At 67.0% G+C, this 16458-nt stretch carries 16 protein-coding genes; 9 read left to right on the top strand and 7 right to left on the bottom strand.

Going from position 1 to position 16458, the window contains the following annotated elements; genetic code table 11:
* The first annotated feature begins 119 nt into the window (after window positions 1–119).
* Entirely contained in the window at window positions 120–1232 is a 1113-nt protein-coding gene (locus tag B9Y64_RS06770; RefSeq protein WP_100440049.1) for a PLP-dependent cysteine synthase family protein, read from the top strand.
* A 57-nt stretch (window positions 1233–1289) separates the two neighbouring features.
* On the opposite strand, the gene B9Y64_RS06775 is transcribed toward B9Y64_RS06770, so the two are convergent.
* On the bottom strand, window positions 1290–1694 hold the full coding sequence (locus B9Y64_RS06775) for a hypothetical protein (RefSeq protein ID WP_100440050.1): 405 nt from the start codon (window positions 1692–1694) through the stop codon (window positions 1290–1292).
* A 170-nt stretch (window positions 1695–1864) separates the two neighbouring features.
* Between B9Y64_RS06775 and B9Y64_RS06780 the strand changes: the two genes are divergently transcribed.
* On the top strand, window positions 1865–3895 hold the full coding sequence (locus B9Y64_RS06780; RefSeq protein ID WP_100440051.1) for a M3 family metallopeptidase: 2031 nt from the start codon (window positions 1865–1867) through the stop codon (window positions 3893–3895).
* 83 nt (window positions 3896–3978) lie between these two features.
* Here B9Y64_RS06780 and B9Y64_RS06785 read toward each other — a convergent pair whose 3' ends face one another.
* From B9Y64_RS06785 to B9Y64_RS06795, 3 genes are all read right to left on the bottom strand, one after another.
* Window positions 3979–4782: an SDR family oxidoreductase gene (locus B9Y64_RS06785; protein WP_100440052.1), complete on the bottom strand. Its 804-nt coding sequence runs from the start codon at window positions 4780–4782 to the stop codon at window positions 3979–3981.
* Complete coding sequence (locus tag B9Y64_RS06790; protein WP_032129027.1) at window positions 4779–5345, bottom strand: DUF1415 domain-containing protein; 567 nt, start codon at window positions 5343–5345, stop codon at window positions 4779–4781. Before B9Y64_RS06790 ends, B9Y64_RS06785 begins: the two co-directional genes overlap by 4 nt.
* A 101-nt stretch (window positions 5346–5446) precedes the next feature.
* Window positions 5447–5929 (bottom strand): YajQ family cyclic di-GMP-binding protein, encoded by a 483-nt coding sequence (locus tag B9Y64_RS06795; RefSeq protein ID WP_100440053.1) that lies wholly within the window; start codon window positions 5927–5929, stop codon window positions 5447–5449.
* Window positions 5930–6240: 311 nt separating this feature from the next.
* Between B9Y64_RS06795 and B9Y64_RS06805 the strand changes: the two genes are divergently transcribed.
* The 3 genes from B9Y64_RS06805 to B9Y64_RS06815 all read left to right on the top strand — a co-directional run bounded on the left by B9Y64_RS06805 (window position 6241) and on the right by B9Y64_RS06815 (window position 9001).
* Complete coding sequence (locus B9Y64_RS06805; protein ID WP_014038546.1) at window positions 6241–7137, top strand: DMT family transporter; 897 nt, start codon at window positions 6241–6243, stop codon at window positions 7135–7137.
* Window positions 7138–7307: 170 nt separating this feature from the next.
* Window positions 7308–8315, top strand: coding sequence for a methionine ABC transporter ATP-binding protein (locus B9Y64_RS06810; protein WP_100440055.1), 1008 nt, complete (start codon window positions 7308–7310; stop codon window positions 8313–8315).
* Window positions 8312–9001, top strand: coding sequence for a methionine ABC transporter permease (locus tag B9Y64_RS06815; protein ID WP_049439996.1), 690 nt, complete (start codon window positions 8312–8314; stop codon window positions 8999–9001). The genes B9Y64_RS06810 and B9Y64_RS06815 overlap by 4 nt, the downstream gene beginning before the upstream one ends.
* 68 nt (window positions 9002–9069) lie before the next feature.
* Here B9Y64_RS06815 and B9Y64_RS06820 read toward each other — a convergent pair whose 3' ends face one another.
* Window positions 9070–9672, bottom strand: a complete 603-nt coding sequence (locus B9Y64_RS06820) for a lipocalin family protein (RefSeq protein WP_100440056.1) — start codon at window positions 9670–9672, stop codon at window positions 9070–9072.
* A gap of 127 nt (window positions 9673–9799) precedes the next feature.
* Here B9Y64_RS06820 and B9Y64_RS06825 point away from each other — a divergent pair, with 127 nt between their 5' ends.
* The gene (locus B9Y64_RS06825) at window positions 9800–10123 is read left to right on the top strand and encodes a hypothetical protein (protein WP_100440057.1); all 324 of its coding nucleotides are present in this window, start codon (window positions 9800–9802) and stop codon (window positions 10121–10123) included.
* Between the two features lie 69 nt (window positions 10124–10192).
* Window positions 10193–12289, top strand: a complete 2097-nt coding sequence (locus tag B9Y64_RS06830) for a prolyl oligopeptidase family serine peptidase (RefSeq protein ID WP_100440058.1) — start codon at window positions 10193–10195, stop codon at window positions 12287–12289.
* A gap of 136 nt (window positions 12290–12425) precedes the next feature.
* On the opposite strand, the gene B9Y64_RS06835 is transcribed toward B9Y64_RS06830, so the two are convergent.
* Window positions 12426–13613 carry a pyridoxal phosphate-dependent aminotransferase gene (locus B9Y64_RS06835; RefSeq protein ID WP_100440059.1) on the bottom strand — a complete coding sequence of 396 codons (1188 nt, stop codon included), beginning with the start codon at window positions 13611–13613 and terminating at the stop codon, window positions 12426–12428.
* A 184-nt stretch (window positions 13614–13797) separates the two neighbouring features.
* On the bottom strand, window positions 13798–13866 hold the full coding sequence (locus B9Y64_RS22550; RefSeq protein WP_406753023.1) for a hypothetical protein: 69 nt from the start codon (window positions 13864–13866) through the stop codon (window positions 13798–13800).
* Between B9Y64_RS22550 and B9Y64_RS06840 the strand changes: the two genes are divergently transcribed.
* Window positions 13841–15916 (top strand): S9 family peptidase, encoded by a 2076-nt coding sequence (locus tag B9Y64_RS06840; RefSeq protein WP_413482520.1) that lies wholly within the window; start codon window positions 13841–13843, stop codon window positions 15914–15916. The genes B9Y64_RS22550 and B9Y64_RS06840 overlap by 26 nt on opposite strands.
* Window positions 15917–15970: 54 nt before the next feature.
* Window positions 15971–16396 (top strand): YbaN family protein, encoded by a 426-nt coding sequence (locus B9Y64_RS06845; protein ID WP_100440061.1) that lies wholly within the window; start codon window positions 15971–15973, stop codon window positions 16394–16396.
* Window positions 16397–16458: the final 62 nt, after the last annotated feature.

Raw genomic sequence — 16458 nt, forward strand, 5'->3', positions numbered from 1 at the left:
GGTCCTTCAGACAGGGCCGTTGCCGGCCGGATGGCTTCATTCTACCGGCCAGCACCTGACGGCACCGCGACGTACAATGGTCGGATCGCACCGTTCCGTCCTGACAACGATTGCCCGCCATGTCGCAGCGTGAATGGGTGGCCGCCGCCATCCGCAAGATCGAAGCCGATTTCAACCGTTCCGCCGATACCCATCTGATCCCGCTGGCGCTGCCCGGGTTCGAGGGCATCGACCTGTACCTGAAGGATGAATCGAGCCATCCCACCGGCAGCCTCAAGCATCGGCTGGCGCGCTCGCTGTTCCTGTATGCGTTGACCAACGGCTGGTTGCGCGAAGGGCGGCCGGTGATCGAAGCGTCCAGCGGTTCGACGGCGGTGTCCGAAGCCTATTTCGCGCGCCTGCTCGGCCTGCCGTTCATTGCGGTGATCCCGGCGACCACCTCGCCGGAAAAGATCGCCGCGATCGAGTTCCACGGCGGCCGCTGCCACCTGGTCGAACGTGCCTGCGATCTCAACTGTGATTCGGAAAAGCTGGCCCGCGAAACCGGTGGCCACTTCATGGACCAGTTCACCTATGCCGAGCGCGCCACCGACTGGCGTGCCAACAACAACATCGCCGAATCCATCTTCAAGCAGATGGCCGAAGAGCCCAGCCCGGTTCCGGAATGGATCGTGTGCAGCCCCGGCACCGGCGGTACCGCAGCGACGCTGGGCCGCTATGTCAGCTACCGCCGGCATGACACCCGCATCCTGTGCGCGGACCCGGAAGTGTCGGTGTTCTACGATGGCTACAAGGCTGCGGTGGCAGGTGAACAGGACTGGCGCGGCCTGACCTGCAGCGGCGGCTCGCGCGTGGAAGGCATCGGCCGGCCACGGGTGGAGCCGAGTTTCATCCCGACCAGCGTCGATGCGATGGTGAAGGTGCCCGACGCGCTGAGCCTGGCCGCGATGCGCCATGTCAGCCGTCAGCTCGGCCGCCGTGTCGGCGGCTCGACCGGGACCAACTTCATCGGCGTGTTGCAGGCCGCGCAGTGGATGCGCGAGGCGGGCCATCAGGGCAGCATCGTCAGCATCCTGTGCGACAGCGGCGAGCGCTACGCGCAGAGCTACTACGATCCGTCGTGGTACGTGCGGCAGGGCATCGACGTGGACGGCGCCGATGCGCAGCTGGCCGCGGCGGTGGCCGGGCAGGGGCTGCCCGAGCTTCCGTGGTGCAGCCTGGAAGCGCTGTAGCCGGCCGGCATGTCCGCCGGGCATGGCCCGGCGAGTGCAGCGGTGTGTCGTGCCCGGTCAGTATCCCGCCGCGGTGAACGCATCCAGCACCGCATCGCGCAGTGCATCAGGCAGCGCCTCGATGTCCATCGCACGGTCATCCAGGTGCAGGCTGGGGTCCAGGATGCTGGCGCGGCCCTGGGCCAGTGCCTGCAGCCACAGCAGCACGCAGATCACGAACTCCCGCTCGTGACCCAGCTGCAACTGGCTGGCGCCGCGTTCGACCACTTCGAACGGGTACCACTCCTGGGCATCGTTGAAGGTGCCGCCCTGCTGCAACACCGCCTGCAGCTGTTGCAGGTGGCGCGTGGCGTCGTCGCCGGCATCGCACAGCGCGGCGATCCAGGTCAGTTCGGCGGCGCTGGCGGACAATGCCAGCGATCGGGCCGGTGGGGCGGATGCAACTGCAGCCAGACCTTCCATGTGGGGCCTCGTTCGGTGCCTACCGCTGCGGACTCCCCCGCAGCCAAAGCTTCGGTGCGCGGGCGTAAGGCCGACGTGAATGCCGGGCCGTGCCCCCTTGTCAGCCCTGCCTGGCAGCGCCATATCTAGCAGGCTGCCCGCCTGCCGGGCCCGTACCCTGGAGATCTGCCGTGACCGTTGCCAACCCCCTGCTCGTTTTTTCCGGCCTGCCGCGCTTCGAGGCGATCCGCCCCGAGCACGTGGCGCCGGCGCTGGACGTGCTGCTGGCCGAGGCCGAAGCCGCGGTCCGCACGGCCGAGCAGGTGCAGCCGGTGCGCTGGGAGACCTTCGTGGTCCCGCTGGACGATGCCACCGAGCGCCTGTGGCGTGCCTGGGGCCTGGTGGGCCACCTGCAGGGCGTGGTCAACACCCCGGAACTGCGTGAGGCCTACAACAGCAACCTGCCGCGGGTGACCCGCTTCGCCAGCGCGCTGGGCCAGAACCTGGCGCTGTACCGCCAGTACCAGGCACTGGCCGCAAGCCCGGAGGCCGTGCGCTTCGACGAGGCCCAGCGCAAGGTGCTGGACAATACGCTGCGTGACTTCCGCCTGGGCGGTGCCGAGCTGGCGCCCGAGGCGCAGCAGCGCTTTGCGGCGATCAAGGAAGAACTGTCGGCGCTGTCGGCGAAGTTCTCGCAGAACGTGCTCGACGCTACCGATGCGTGGTCGCTGATCATCGAGGACGAAGCGCGGCTGAAGGGCCTGCCGGATGACGTGAAGGCCGCCGCGCATGCGGCAGCCGGGAAGGACGGCAAGTCCGGCTGGAAACTGACCCTGCAGATGCCGTGCTACCTGCCAGTGCAGACCTGGGCCGAGGACCGCGATCTGCGCGAGATCCTGTACCGCGCCAGCGCGCAGCGTGCATCCGAGTTCGGCGATGACGCACTGGACAACAGCGGCAACATCGACCGCATCCTCGCCCTTCGCGCGGAACTGGCCGCGCTGCTCGGCTTCGGTTCGTATGGCGAATATTCGGTGGCGACCAAGATGGCGCAGGACCCGGCCGAAGTGCTGGGTTTCCTGCGTGACCTGGCCGCGCGTGCCAGACCTTTCGCCGCCAGGGACCGCGCCGAGCTGGAGCAGTTCGCACGCGAACAGCTGGGCATCGACAGCCTGCAGGCCTGGGACCTGGCATTCGCCGCCGACCGCCTGAAGCAGGCGCGCTACAGCTACTCCGAGCAGGAAGTGAAGCAATACCTCACCGAGCCCAAGGTGCTGGGTGGCCTGTTCTCGGTGATCGAGCAGCTGTACGGCCTGCGCGTGCAGGAAGACAGCGCGCCGGTCTGGCACGAGGACGTGCGTTTCTTCCGGCTGGTCGATGCGCAGGGTGCGCTGGTCGGCCAGTTCTACCTGGACCTGTACGCACGCGAGGGCAAGCGCGGCGGTGCATGGATGGACGATTGCCGCAACCGCCGTGTGCGCGGCGACGGCAGCGTGCAGACCCCGCTGGTCTACCTGGTGTGCAACTTCGGCCGCGGCGCCAACGGCAAGCCGGCGACCTTCAGCCACAATGAAGTGACCACGCTGTTCCATGAGATGGGCCACGGGCTGCACCAGCTGCTGACCCGCATCGGCGAACTGGGTGTGGCTGGCATCAACGGCGTGGAATGGGACGCGGTGGAGCTGCCCAGCCAGTTCATGGAGAACTTCTGCTGGGAATGGGAGCACCTGCAGGCCATGACCGCGCATGTGGACAGTGGCGAGCCGCTGCCGCGCGCGCTGTACGAACGCATGTTGGCCGCGCGCAACTTCCACAGCGGCATGGCCACCGTGCGCCAGCTGGAGTTCGGCCTGTTCGACATGCTGCTGCACAGCCAGTTCGAACCAGCGCAGGACAGCGTGCTGGCACTGCTCGATCGCGTGCGCGCGGAAGTGGCGGTGAACCACCCGCCGGTCTGGAACCGCTTCCCGCACCAGTTCAGCCACATCTTCGCCGGCGGTTACGCCGCCGGTTACTACAGCTACAAGTGGGCCGAGGTACTCAGCGCCGACGCCTATGCCGCGTTCGAGGAGGCACCGCAGGCACTGGCTGAAACCGGTGCACGCTTCCGCGATGAGATCCTCTCTCGCGGTGGCAGCCGCCCCGCAGCGGAGAACTTCAAGGCCTTCCGCGGCCGCGCACCGCAGATCGATGCGCTGCTGCGCCATTCCGGCATGGCATAAGCACCGAAAAAGGGGACGGAGGGGATTAAGTCGTTTTCGGTACTATCGGGCCGAAAACGACTTAATCCCCTCCGTCCCCTTTTTTATTCGGCGTAGATCATCTTCCGGGTCATGCCGCCGTCGACGATGAAATCCTGGCCGGTGCTGAAACCGGACAGTGATGACAGCAGGTACACCGCCAGCGTGCCGATGTCCTCGGGGCGGCCGACCCGGCCGACCGGGTGCTGTGCCTGGTCGATGGCGGAGTACTCCGGCTCGTGGCGCCGCGAAGGGGCCTGCCAGGCGGTGGTGCCGATCCAGCCGGGACTGATGCTGTTCACCCGCACCGCCGGGCCGCTGCTGATCGCCAGCGCATGGGTGAAGGCCACCAGCCCGCCCTTGGCTGCGGCATAGGCTTCGCTGTGTGCTTCGGATTGCCAGGCGCGGGTGGAAGCGATGTTGAGGATCGAACCGGCGGTGCTGGCGGTCAGCGCTGGCAACGCGTGCTTGCTGCACAGGAAGGCGCCGTGCAGCGAGGACAGCCGGCGCTGCCACTCGTCCCAGTCCATGTCCTGCAGCAGTGTGCCATGCGGGCCGGCGATCCCGGCGTTGTTGACCAGCCCGTCGATGCGGCCGAAACGCTGCAGGGCGACGGCGACGAAGTCGTGCACGCTGGCTTCATCGGTGATGTCCAGGCGCTGGAACGCGGCGTCATCACCGCGCTGCCATTCGTCCAGGCAGGCCTGGCCGGCCTCCTCATCCAGGTCGCCGATCAGCACGCGACCACCGGCGCCGAGCACGGCCTGGGCGATACCGCGACCGATGCCGTTGGCGCCGCCGGTGACCAGCACCACCTTGCCCGACAGTGGCGCGGCCGGCCATGCGGCAATCGGCGGCACTGTACTCACGTCAGGTCTTCGCCACGCAGGCGGCGATGCCATCCGTCCACGCCGATGCGGTCCAGGGTCTGGATGTTGCGCTCGACGATCACGTCGGGGTCCGGATAGACATCCACTGCGCGCGCCACGCTGTCTTCGCGCAGCAGGTGCAGGGTGGGGAAGGGCGCGCGATTGGTGTAGTTGCTGGCGTCGTCCGCCGCCACGCCATCGAACTGGTAGTCCGGGTGGAAGCTGGCCACCTGCAGGATGCCCTGCAGGTCCAGCGCCTCGATCGCCGCGTCGGCGTTGTCGAGGAAATCGTTGTAGTCGAGGAAGTCGGTCAGCACCTGTGGATGCACGATCAGCGTGGTATCGATCTGTTCGGCCGGCGTATCGCGCAGCAGCACCAGCTCCTCGGCCAGCTGTTCGACCAGCGCTTCCGGCGTGGTCGCATCGCTGAGCACGATGCGGACCTGGTCCTTCACATACACCGCCTTGGCGAAGGGGCACAGGTTCAGGCCGATGACGATGCGCTCCAGCCACAGGCGGGTGGCAGCGATCGGGTCATCGGTGGGCAGGTGGGAATCGGTCATGGCGGGCACGTCGGCTGGCGGGGCCGCCATTGTAGGCGCGTCGCTGGCAACGCGCCGTCGTGCCTGCCGCTGGCAGCGCCGGGCGATGCCCGGCGGAGGCCTCAATCGCGGAAGTTGTTGAACTGCAGCGGCAGCTCGAACTTGCCGGCCTTGAGCACGGCGATGGCGTCCTGCAGGTCGTCGCGCTTCTTGCCCTGCACGCGCAGCTTGTCGCCGTTGATCTGGCTTTCCACCTTCAACTTGGCTTCCTTCAGCGCCGCAGCGATCTTCTTGGCGATCTTCTGCTCGATCCCCTGCTTGACGGTGATCTTCTGCCGGGCCTGTGCCAGGTTGGTCTCAATGTCGCCGAACTCCAGGCTGAGCACGTCGATGCCGCGAGCGGCCAGGCGTGCGCGCAGGATGTCGTTCATCTGCTTGAGCTGAAACTCGGTCGGGGCGGTCTGGTTGATGACATCGCCATCGCGCTCGAACTTGGCGTCCACGCCCTTGAAGTCGAAGCGGGTGCTCAGTTCGCGGTTGGCCTGGTCGATGGCGTTGGTCAGCTCGTGGGTGTCGACTTCGGACACGACGTCGAAGGAAGGCATGGGCGATGCTCCGCAGGTTTCAGTGGCCGCCATTCTATCGCGAGCGCCCGCGTGCCCGCCGTGTGTGGAGCCGGGCCAATGCTTGGCTGTTCTTCACACTGCAGCCGAGCATGGGCTCGGCTCTACACAAGGCAACGACGCAGCCGAGCATGGGCTCGGCTCTACACAAGGCAACGACGCAGCCGAGCATGGGCTCGGCTCTACACAAGGCGACGACGCAGCCGAGCATGGGCTCGGCTCTACACAGGGCAACGACGCAGCCGAGCATGGGCTCGGCTCTACACAAGGCGACGACCGGGCGATAATGGGCCATGAACGTGCAACGCTCTCCCTCGCGCGCAGTGGCCTGGATGGTCGCTGCGGTCGCCTGCTTCTCGCTGATGGACGCTGGCATGAAGCAGCTGTCGGCCAGCTACCCCACCCTGGAAGTGACCTTCCTGCGCGGTGCGGCCTCGTTGCCGTTCGTGCTGGTCTGGGTGCTGGCCAGCGCCGGGCCGCGCTCGCTGGTGCCGCGTCGCTGGGGGCTGCACCTGCTGCGTGGCGCGCTGGGCATGGCGATGATCGGCTGCTTCGTGTTCGCCCTGCGCGACCTGCCGCTGTCCACCGCCTACACCATCTATTTTGTCGCCCCGCTGCTGATCGCCGCACTGTCGGTGCCGCTGCTGGGCGAGCGGGTCGGGCCAAGGCGCTGGGTCGCCATCGGCATTGGCCTGGTCGGTGTGCTGGTGGTGCTGCGGCCGGGCGTGGACGGTTTCATTTCGGTGCCCGGCCTGATGGTGCTGGCCGCCGCCACCGCCTATGCCGTGGCGGCGATCACGGTCAGCCTGCTGACCCGGACCGATACCTCGCAGTCGATGGTGGTCTGGTTCCTGGTGATCATGGCCATCGGCGCCGGCCTGCTGTCCATTCCCGGCTGGGTGCCGCTGCAGCTGGCGCATGCGCCGCTGATCGCCGGCATGGGGCTGGCCGGGGCACTGGGCCAGATCGCGCTGACCAAGGCCTTCCAGCTGGGCGAGGCCTCGATGATCGCGCCGCTGGAGTACAGCGGGCTGGTCTGGGTGATTGGCTGGGACCTGGCCTTCTGGGGCCAGCTGCCTGATGGTTATACCTGGGTGGGCGCGGCGATCATCGTCGCCTCCGGCCTGTACCTGCTGCATCGTGAGCGGGTGAACCGGCAGGAACCGCCGAAGCCGCTGGACCATCCCTGAGCCGGGGAATGGGGTCAGAGCCCCGCAGGGGATCCGACCCCAGCCAAGGCGCCATCACGGACGCCTTAGAACCAAAAGGAATAACATTCTGGCCCATGGCGCGGGCGCGCGACCGCCTGCGCTGGTAGGCTGCACGCCCCCTTCCGTCACCCAGCCGGTGAGCCACGCCCGTGATCGAGTTCCAGCGCCTGCACAAATCCTATGCCGTTGCCGGCCGCGAAGTCAGCGCGCTGCAGCCGCTGGACCTGACCATCGAGGCCGGTGAGGTATTCGGCATCATCGGCCATTCCGGCGCCGGCAAATCGACCCTGATCCGCATGATCAACCGCCTGGAAGAACCCAGTGGCGGCCGGCTGCTGATCGGCGGCGAGGATGTCACCGCGCTGGACGCGGATGGCCTGCGCACGCTGCGCCGGCGCATCGGCATGATCTTCCAGCACTTCAACCTGTTGTCGTCGCGCACGGTGGCTGGCAATGTCGCCTTCCCGCTGGAACTGGCCGGCACGCCGAAGGCGGAGGTCGACGCGCGCGTGGCCGAGCTGCTGCAGACCGTGGGCCTGGAAGCGCACGCGCAGAAGTATCCGGCGCAGCTGTCCGGTGGCCAGAAGCAGCGCGTCGGCATCGCCCGCGCGCTGGCGACCCGTCCGCAGATCCTGCTGTGTGACGAAGCCACCAGTGCGCTCGACCCGCAGACCACGGCTTCGGTGCTGTCGCTGCTGTCGAAGATCAACCGCGAGCTGGGCCTGACCATCGTGCTGATCACCCACGAGATGGATGTGATCCGCCGTGTCTGTGACCGTGTTGCGGTGCTCGATGCCGGCCAGATGGTCGAGACCGGCCCGGTCACCCGGGTCTTCCTGCACCCGCAGCACCCGACCACGCGCCGTTTCGTCAGCGAATCGGAGCATGTGGACGAAGGCGCGCTGCATCGCGATTTCGACGTGGTGGGAGGGCGCATCGTGCGCCTGACCTTCCTCGGTGGCGACACCTACGAACCCCTGCTGGGCAGCGTCGCGCGCCAGACCGGGGTCGACTACAACATCCTGTCCGGCCGTATCGACCGGATCAAGGACACCCCGTATGGCCAGCTGGTGGTCGCCCTGGTGGGCGGTGACCAGTCCGCAGCGCAGGCCGCCTTCGTGGCTGCCGGCGTGCATGTTGAGGAGCTGCGTCGATGATCATCGCTACTGCCGGGGGCTTTTTCCGCCATCTGGATGCGGGCAAGTGGGCCGACATCGGCCAGGCCACCCTCGACACCCTGCTGATGCTGCTCGGTTCGCTGCCGCTGACCCTGGCCATCGGCCTGCCGCTGGGCGTGCTGCTGTACCTGTTCGGTGCGCCGCAGATGAAGCGCCGGCCATTCGCCTATGGCGTGCTGGCACTGGTGGTGAACCTGCTGCGCTCGGTGCCTTTCATCATCCTGATGATCGTGCTGATCCCGGTGACGCTGTTCCTGATGGGAACTTCGCTGGGCGTGCGCGGCGCGATCGTGCCACTGGTGATCGGCGCGGCGCCGTTCTACGCGCGTCTTGTCGAGACGGCGCTGCGCGAAGTGGATCGCGGCGTCATCGAGGCGACCCAGGCGATGGGTGCGACCACCTGGCAGCTGGTCACCCGCGTGCTGCTGCCGGAAGCGCGTCCAGGCCTGATCGCCGGTGCGACGGTGACCACCGTGGCCCTGATCGGCTTCACCGCGATGGGCGGTGCGATCGGTTCCGGTGGCCTTGGTGATCTGGCCTTCCGCGATGGTTACCAGCGTTCGCACACCGATGTGGCCCTGGTCACCGTGGTCCTGCTGCTGGTGCTGGTGCAGCTGCTGCAGATGCTCGGCGACCGCCTGGTCGCGCACTACAGCCGCAGATAACGGAATGCCGGGCGGCGCCCGGCATCGTTAGGGCAGTGCCGGCCGCTGGCCGGCAGTCCCACGTGCGGTCAACGCGCGTTCGGAACTTCGTAGCCCAGCTTGCCGACCTGTTCCGGGTGCTGCGGCACGCGCTTGAGCTTGTCGGTGTTCACGCCGTACTCGTCGCGCAGGCGTTCGGCCAGCTCCTTGTACAGGGCTTTGTCCATGTCCGGCTTGCGCGCGAAGATCCAGGCCATCTCGCGGCCCGGATAACCAATCAGTGCCCAGGAATAGTCGGGGGCGACTTCCAGTACCCGCGAATGGGTTGGCACCACGCGGTAGAACCAGGTTCGCCAGCCATGGTTGCCGCTGTCCGGGTCGACGCTGGCACGTGCGCGTACTTCCTGCAGCGGTTCGCCGAAGCCGTCGCGGTAGCGGTAGGTGATGCCGACCTTGTGCTCGTCGCGCAGCTCATACTCATTGACGCTGGCGACATGCCCGCGTTCGATGAAGTTCGGCACGCGGCCGATCACATACCAGGTGCCCATGAAGCGCTTCAGGTCGATCGGCGCCCCCGGGTCGGCCGCGTCGGAGGCGCTGGCGCGGGGCGACGGCGGCTCACTGGCGGCCATGGCAGGACCTGCCAGGGACAGAGCCAGCAGCACGGCGCAGAACGGGCGGATCGAAGTCATGCGGGAGCGGGCTCCAGTGGGCTTGCACGCGCATGGTCGACTGTGTGCACGCGATCCGTCAATGGTGTCGCATCCTGTGAGAAGGGGCTTGCCCAAGCTGTGTTGCATTGTCTACCGGAGAAGGCCCATGAACGCACGTTCCGTCCGTCGCCCTGCAACTGAACGCGTCATCGAACGCGCCGACCCGCGCCTGCTGCGCGGCGTGCGGCAACTGGCGCTGGCCGGCCTGGCGCTGGTCCTGGTCTGGCCAGCGGCACGTGGCAGCAGCGCATGGTTGGGCTGGCTGCCGATGTGGCTGCTGGGCATGCCGCTCGCGGCCTGGTGGGCGCTGCTGCGCTTTCCGCTGCCGCGGCTGTCGTGGCTGCGGCGGGCGCGGCGTACCGGTGGACAGGCGCGCCGCCGGCCGGTTTCGGCCGCACCTGGCCGGCGCAGTCCGGCGGCCACGGCCTGACCTTCGACACGGGGGAGGCCGCGGCGTTCCGTGCTAGCGTTCCACGGCTTATGACTGCCTGGAGCTGCAATGTCTCGACTCGCTTCCGCCTGCCTGCTGGCCGGCATGATGACCGCTGCCTCGGTGGGGACCGCCGTGGCCGCTGAAGACACCGATCGCTACGCCTGGCTGGAGGACGTCACCGGCGACAAGCCGCTGTCCTGGGTCAAGGAACAGAACGCCAAGTCCGAGGCGCGCCTGGCGCAGACCCCGGCCTTCAAGCAGATGGAGACCAGCATCCGCGAGGTGCTCGACTCCGATGCGAAGATTCCCGGCGTGCAGAAGATCGGCGACTACTACTACAACTTCTGGAAGGACCAGCAGCACGAGCGCGGCCTGTGGCGGCGCACCACCCTGGCCGAGTACCGCAAGGCCTCGCCGCAGTGGGAGACCGTGCTCGACCTGGATGCACTGAACAAGGCCGAGGGTGAGAACTGGGTCTGGCACGGTGCCGACTGCCTGCGCCCGGATTACAGCCGTTGCCTGATCGCGCTGTCGCGCGGTGGCGCCGACGCCGACGTCACCCGCGAGTTCGACCTGGCCAGCAAGACCTGGATCAAGGACGGCTTCTTCCGTCCGGAGTCGAAGGGTGGCCTCAACTGGATCGACCGCGACACCGTGTTCGTCTACACCGATTTCGGTGCCGGCACGATGACCACGTCCGGCTATCCGCGCGTGGCCAAGCTGTGGAAGCGCGGCACGCCGATGGCCTCGGCCAGCGTGGTGTACGAAGGCAAGCCGGAAGACATGTACATCGCGGCGATGCACGATGACACCCCGGGCTTCGAGCGTAACCTGGTCAGCCGCACCCTGGCGTTCTACAACAACGAGCTCTACCTGCGTGGCGACGATGGCACGCTGACCAAGATCGACGCGCCCAATTCGGCCGAGAAGGGCCTGCACAAGCAGTGGCTGACCCTGGAACTGCGCGATCCGTGGACCGTGGGCGGCAAGACCTATGCATCCGGTTCGCTGCTGGCGACCAGGCTGGACGACTTCCTGGCCGGCAAGCGCGACTTCGAGGTGCTGTTCACCCCGACCGCGACCACCTCGCTGGCCAGCGCCACCTGGACCAGGAGCCACCTGGTGCTGAACGTGCTGGACGACGTCAAGAACCGCCTGTCGGTGCTGACCCCCGGCGCCGATGGCTGGCAGACCAGCCGCTTCGTTGGCGCCCCGGCCTTCGGCACGCTGGGTGTGGCTGCAGTGGACAGCAGTGACAGCGACGCGGTGTGGCTGACCGCCACCGACTACCTCACCCCGACCACGCTGGCGCTGGCCGAGATCGGCCAGGCACCGGAAACGCTGAAGACCATGCCGGCCTTCTTCGACGCCAAGGGCAAGGTGATCGAGCAGCACTTCGCCACCAGCAAGGACGGCACCCGCGTGCCGTACTTCGTGGTGCACGACCGGGCGATGAAGCTCGATGGCTCCAATCCGACCCTGCTGTATGGCTACGGTGGCTTCGAGATTTCGCTGACCCCGAGCTATTCCGGTGGCATGGGCCGCGCCTGGCTGGAGAAGGGCGGCGTGTACGTGGTCGCCAACATCCGTGGCGGCGGCGAGTACGGCCCGCGCTGGCACCAGGCGGCGCTGAAGCAGAACCGCCACAAGGCCTATGAAGACATGGCCGCGGTGGCGCGCGATCTGGTCAAGCGCAAGATCACCACGGCCAAGCACCTGGGCGTGCAGGGCGGCAGCAACGGTGGCCTGCTGACCGGCAACATGCTGACCCAGTACCCGGAACTGTTCGGTGCGGTGGTGGTGCAGGTGCCGCTGCTGGACATGAAGCGCTACAGCCACCTGCTGGCCGGCGCCTCGTGGATGGCCGAGTACGGCAACCCGGATACCAGCGACTGGGAGTTCATCAAGACCTTCTCGCCGTACCACCTGTTCAACGCGAAGAAGAACTACCCGCCGGTGCTGTTCACCACCTCGACCCGCGACGACCGCGTGCACCCGGGCCACGCCCGCAAGATGGCGGCGAAGATGATCGACGCCGGCAAGGACGTGACCTACTACGAGAACATCGAAGGTGGCCACGGCGGCGCAGCCAACAATGCGCAGGCCGCGCACATGTCGGCGCTGGCCTACAGCTTCCTGTGGGAGCGGTTGGGCGGCAAGTAAGCAGAACGAAGAACGCCGCCCCAGGGCGGCGTTTTTCTTTGGGGCCACGTATCCACGCATGGCGTGGATCTACCTATGTACCGTGCGCCCGGACAGTAGATCCACGCCATGCGTGGATGCCGTTCGCGCCGGGTGATCAGGCGCCCCAGCTCTTCAGCCCGCGCGCGATCCGCGCCACCGCCTCCTGCAAGCGCGGCACTTCCTGCGTGTACGCCAGCCGCACATGCTGGTTGGCGCGATGGAAGCCGAAATCCAGGCCCGGGGTGAATGCCACGTGCTCGGTTTCCAGGAAGTGGGCGCAGAACGCCTGCGCGTCGTCGGTGAACGCGCTGACATCGGCGTACAGGTAGAACGCGCCCTGCGGCTCGACTTCGATGCGGAAGCCGAGTTCGCGCAGTGCGGGCAGCAGGAAGTCGCGGCGCTGGCGGAACGCTTCGCGGCGCTGTTCGAAGATCGCCATCGATTCTTCACTGAAGCAGGCGAGCGCGGCGTGCTGGGCGATGCTTGACGCGCTGATGTACAGGTTCTGCGCCAGCTTCTCCAGATCCGGTACCGCTGCCGGCGGTGCCACCAGCCAGCCCAGCCGCCAGCCGGTCATGCCGAAGTACTTGGAGAAGCTGTTCAGCACGAACGCGCTGTCGTCCACCTGCAGCACGCTGGGCGCATCCAGGCCATAGGTCAGGCCGTGGTAGATCTCGTCCACCACCAGGTGGCCGCCCCGCGCGTGCAGTGTCTGCGACAGTGCGGCCAGTTCGTCGGCGGAAAGCACGGTGCCGGTGGGGTTGGCCGGAGAGGCGACCAGCGCGCCGACACTGTCGGTGTTCCAGTGCTGTTCCACCAGTGATGGGGTCAGCTGGTAGGCGGTCTGCGGCCCGACCGGGACCAGCTGCGCCCCCCCTTCCACCAGGCGCAGGAAGTGGCGATTGCACGGATAGCCGGGGTCGGCCAGCAGCCAGTGGCGGCCGGGATCGACCAGCAGGCTGCTGGCCAGCAGCAGCGCACCGGACCCACCGGGGGTGACCAGGATGCGTTCGGGATCGATGTCCAGCCCATAGTGGCTGCGGTAGAAACCACTGATGGCCTGGCGCAGGGCCGGCAGGCCGCGTGCGGCGGTGTAGCGGGTATGGCCGGCAGCCAGTGCGGCCTGGCCGGCACGCACGACGGGGTCGGCAGTGGTGAAGTCGGGTTCGCCGATTTCCAGATGGATCACATCGTGGCCGGCCTGCTCCAGCGCCTGTGCGCGGGCCAGCAGGGACATCACGTGGAACGGGGCGATTTCATGGCTGCGCCGGCTGTAGCCCGGCGTGTGGGGCAGGGTGCTCATGCAGCCATGGTACGCCGCGTGCCGGGGTCGGATCCCTTTTGCCTGCAAAAGGGCTCTGACCCCAACGGGAACCGCCCCATGACGATCCGCAGGGTTGCCGCAGTGCCGCGATTGGGGTCAGATCCCTTTTCGGGAAAAGGGATCTGACCCCGTCGAAGACCATTGCATTGATGCACCTGGAGCCTTATCTCATGAAATCCACCCTCTGCCTGTTGCTCGCCAGCCTGATGACCACGACTGCTACCGCCGCCACTCCGCCCGTTCCGCCGGACGCCGCCCGGCATCCGCATGTGGTCAAGGCGCCGTTCGGCGCGACCCGCAACGATGACTATTACTGGCTGCGCGACGACAAGCGCGAGAACAAGGACATGCTGGCCTACCTGCAGGCCGAGAATGCCTACGCCGACCAGCTGCTGGCGCCGCTCAAGCCACTGGAAGACACCCTGTACAAGGAGATCGTCGGCCGCATCAAGCAGGACGATTCCAGCGTGCCGGCGCGCGAGCGCGGCTACTGGTACTACAGCCGCTTCGAGACTGGCCAGGATTACCCCATCCATGCACGCCGCAAGGGCAGCATGGAGGCCGCCGAGGAAGTCCTGCTGGACGTCAACACGATGGCCGCCGGCAAGGGCTACTTCAGCGTCGGCTCGATGGAAGTCAGCCAGGACAACCAGCTGCTGGCCTGGGCCGATGATGATGTCGGCCGCCGCCAGTACACCATCCGCTTCAAGGACCTGGCCACCGGCAAGGTGCTGCCCGATGTGATCACCGGAAGCTCCGGCGACCTGGTCTGGGCCGACGACAACCGCACCGTGCTGTATGTCGAGAACGATCCGGAAACGCTGCTGACCGTGCGCGTGAAGAAGCATGTGCTGGGCACCCCGGCCAGCGCCGACACTGTCGTCTACGAAGAGAAGGACGACAGCTTCTACATGGGCATCGGCCGCACCCGCGACGATCGCTTCATCACCATCGGCGTGCACAGCACCGTGTCCTCGGAAGAGCGCTACGCGCCGGCCAGCGACCCGACCACCTTCACCGTGCTTGCGCCGCGCCAGCGTGACGTCGAGTACGACGCCGACCACTACGACGGCCGCTGGGTGATCCGCACCAACGACGGTGCGAAGAACTTCAAGCTGGTCACCGCGCCGACCGATGCCACCTCGCGTGCGCAATGGAAAGACTGGATCGCGCATGACGAGGCAGTGTTCATCGAAGGCTTCGAGCTGTTCGATGCGTACACGGCCATTGCCGAACGTTCCGAGGGCCTGGAGCGCATCCGCCTGCTGTTCAAGGACGGTCGCAGCGACTACGTGAAGGCCGATGAGCCGGCGTATTCGATGGGCCTGGGCGACAACACCGAGGCCGACACGCCGTGGCTGCGCTACGTCTACACCTCGATGACCACCCCGACCACCGTGTTCGAGCTGAACACCGCCACCGGCGAGCGCCGCCAGCTGAAGCAGCAGCCGGTGATCGGCTATGACGCATCGAAGTACGAGACCGACCGTGTCTGGATCACTGCACGCGATGGCGTGAAGGTGCCGGTGTCGCTGGTCTACCGCAAGGGCTACCAGAAGGATGGCAAGGGTGCGCTGTTCCAGTACGCCTATGGCAGCTACGGCATGTCGATGGACCCGTACTTCAACCAGACCGCAGTGAGCCTGCTTGATCGTGGCGTGGTGTATGCCATTGCCCACATCCGCGGCGGCCAGGAGATGGGCCGCGACTGGTACGAGAACGGCAAGCTGCTGCACAAGCAGAACACCTTCAACGACTTCATCGATGTCACCCGTGGCCTGGTCGCACAGGGCTGGGCAGCGAAGGATCGCGTGGCCGCGTCCGGTGGCAGCGCCGGTGGCCTGCTGATGGGCGCGGTGGCCAACCAGGCCCCGCAGGATTACCGGGTGATGGTGGCGCAGGTGCCGTTCGTCGACGTGGTCACCACCATGCTCGACCCCACCATCCCGCTGACCACCAACGAGTACGACGAGTGGGGCAACCCGGAGCAGAAGCAGTACTACGACTACATGCTGTCCTACTCGCCTTACGACAACGTCAGGCAGCAGGCATACCCGGCGCTGTTCGTGGGCACCGGCCTGTGGGATTCGCAGGTGCAGTACTGGGAGCCGGCCAAGTGGGTGGCCAAGCTGCGTGACGACAACACCGGCCACTACCCGATCCTGTTCCGCACCAACATGGAAGCCGGCCACGGTGGCAAGTCGGGGCGCTTCCAGCGCTATCGTGAGCTGTCCGAGTCGTATGCGTTCGTGCTGCAGCAGCTGGGCATCGCCCAGCCGTAATGGCGAAGGGGTGCCGGGCGTTGCCGGGCACCCCGAACCGTTATCCTTGCGGCCATGAGCCTGCCCGAGCCCTCCGCATCCCGCGATCCCACCACGCCACCGCGCGTGGTGCGTTTCCGTTGGGCGTGGTGGCTGCTGGCCTACGCCAGCCTGGGCACCGGCATCGTCGGTATTTTCGTACCGGGCCTGCCGACCACCGTATTCATCCTGATCTCGGCGTGGGCCGCCTCGCGCGGTTCCGAGCGCCTGCATGCCTGGCTGCTGCAGCATCCGCGTTTCGGCCCGGCCATCGCCAACTGGCAGGCACACGGGGCGGTCAGCCGCTACGGCAAGTGGATGGCCACGATCACCATGGCGGTGTGCGCCGCCATCATGCTGTGGTGCGTGCCGATCGCCTGGGTGAAGTGGTTCTCGATCGGCAGCATGACCGTGGTGGCGATCTGGCTGTGGACGCGTCCGCTGCCGCCATCTGCGGATTGAGCACCTGCGGTAGGGCCGGCCGCTGGCCGGCAACCCGATCCCCTGCACGAACCGCTCAGCCG

This window comes from Stenotrophomonas maltophilia, assembly GCF_002799245.1.
Lineage (GTDB): Bacteria > Pseudomonadota > Gammaproteobacteria > Xanthomonadales > Xanthomonadaceae > Stenotrophomonas > Stenotrophomonas maltophilia_S.

Coding starts and splice junctions, on each gene's coding strand:
- B9Y64_RS06770 (WP_100440049.1), top strand. CDS start 120: ATGTCGCAGCGTGAATGGGTGGCCGCCGCCATCCGCAAGATCGAAGCC.
- B9Y64_RS06775 (WP_100440050.1), bottom strand. CDS start 1,694: ATGGAAGGTCTGGCTGCAGTTGCATCCGCCCCACCGGCCCGATCGCTG.
- B9Y64_RS06790 (WP_032129027.1), bottom strand. CDS start 5,345: ATGACCGATTCCCACCTGCCCACCGATGACCCGATCGCTGCCACCCGC.
- B9Y64_RS06795 (WP_100440053.1), bottom strand. CDS start 5,929: ATGCCTTCCTTCGACGTCGTGTCCGAAGTCGACACCCACGAGCTGACC.
- B9Y64_RS06805 (WP_014038546.1), top strand. CDS start 6,241: ATGAACGTGCAACGCTCTCCCTCGCGCGCAGTGGCCTGGATGGTCGCT.
- B9Y64_RS06815 (WP_049439996.1), top strand. CDS start 8,312: ATGATCATCGCTACTGCCGGGGGCTTTTTCCGCCATCTGGATGCGGGC.
- B9Y64_RS06820 (WP_100440056.1), bottom strand. CDS start 9,672: ATGACTTCGATCCGCCCGTTCTGCGCCGTGCTGCTGGCTCTGTCCCTG.
- B9Y64_RS06825 (WP_100440057.1), top strand. CDS start 9,800: ATGAACGCACGTTCCGTCCGTCGCCCTGCAACTGAACGCGTCATCGAA.
- B9Y64_RS06830 (WP_100440058.1), top strand. CDS start 10,193: ATGTCTCGACTCGCTTCCGCCTGCCTGCTGGCCGGCATGATGACCGCT.
- B9Y64_RS06835 (WP_100440059.1), bottom strand. CDS start 13,613: ATGAGCACCCTGCCCCACACGCCGGGCTACAGCCGGCGCAGCCATGAA.
- B9Y64_RS06840 (WP_413482520.1), top strand. CDS start 13,841: ATGACCACGACTGCTACCGCCGCCACTCCGCCCGTTCCGCCGGACGCC.
- B9Y64_RS06845 (WP_100440061.1), top strand. CDS start 15,971: ATGAGCCTGCCCGAGCCCTCCGCATCCCGCGATCCCACCACGCCACCG.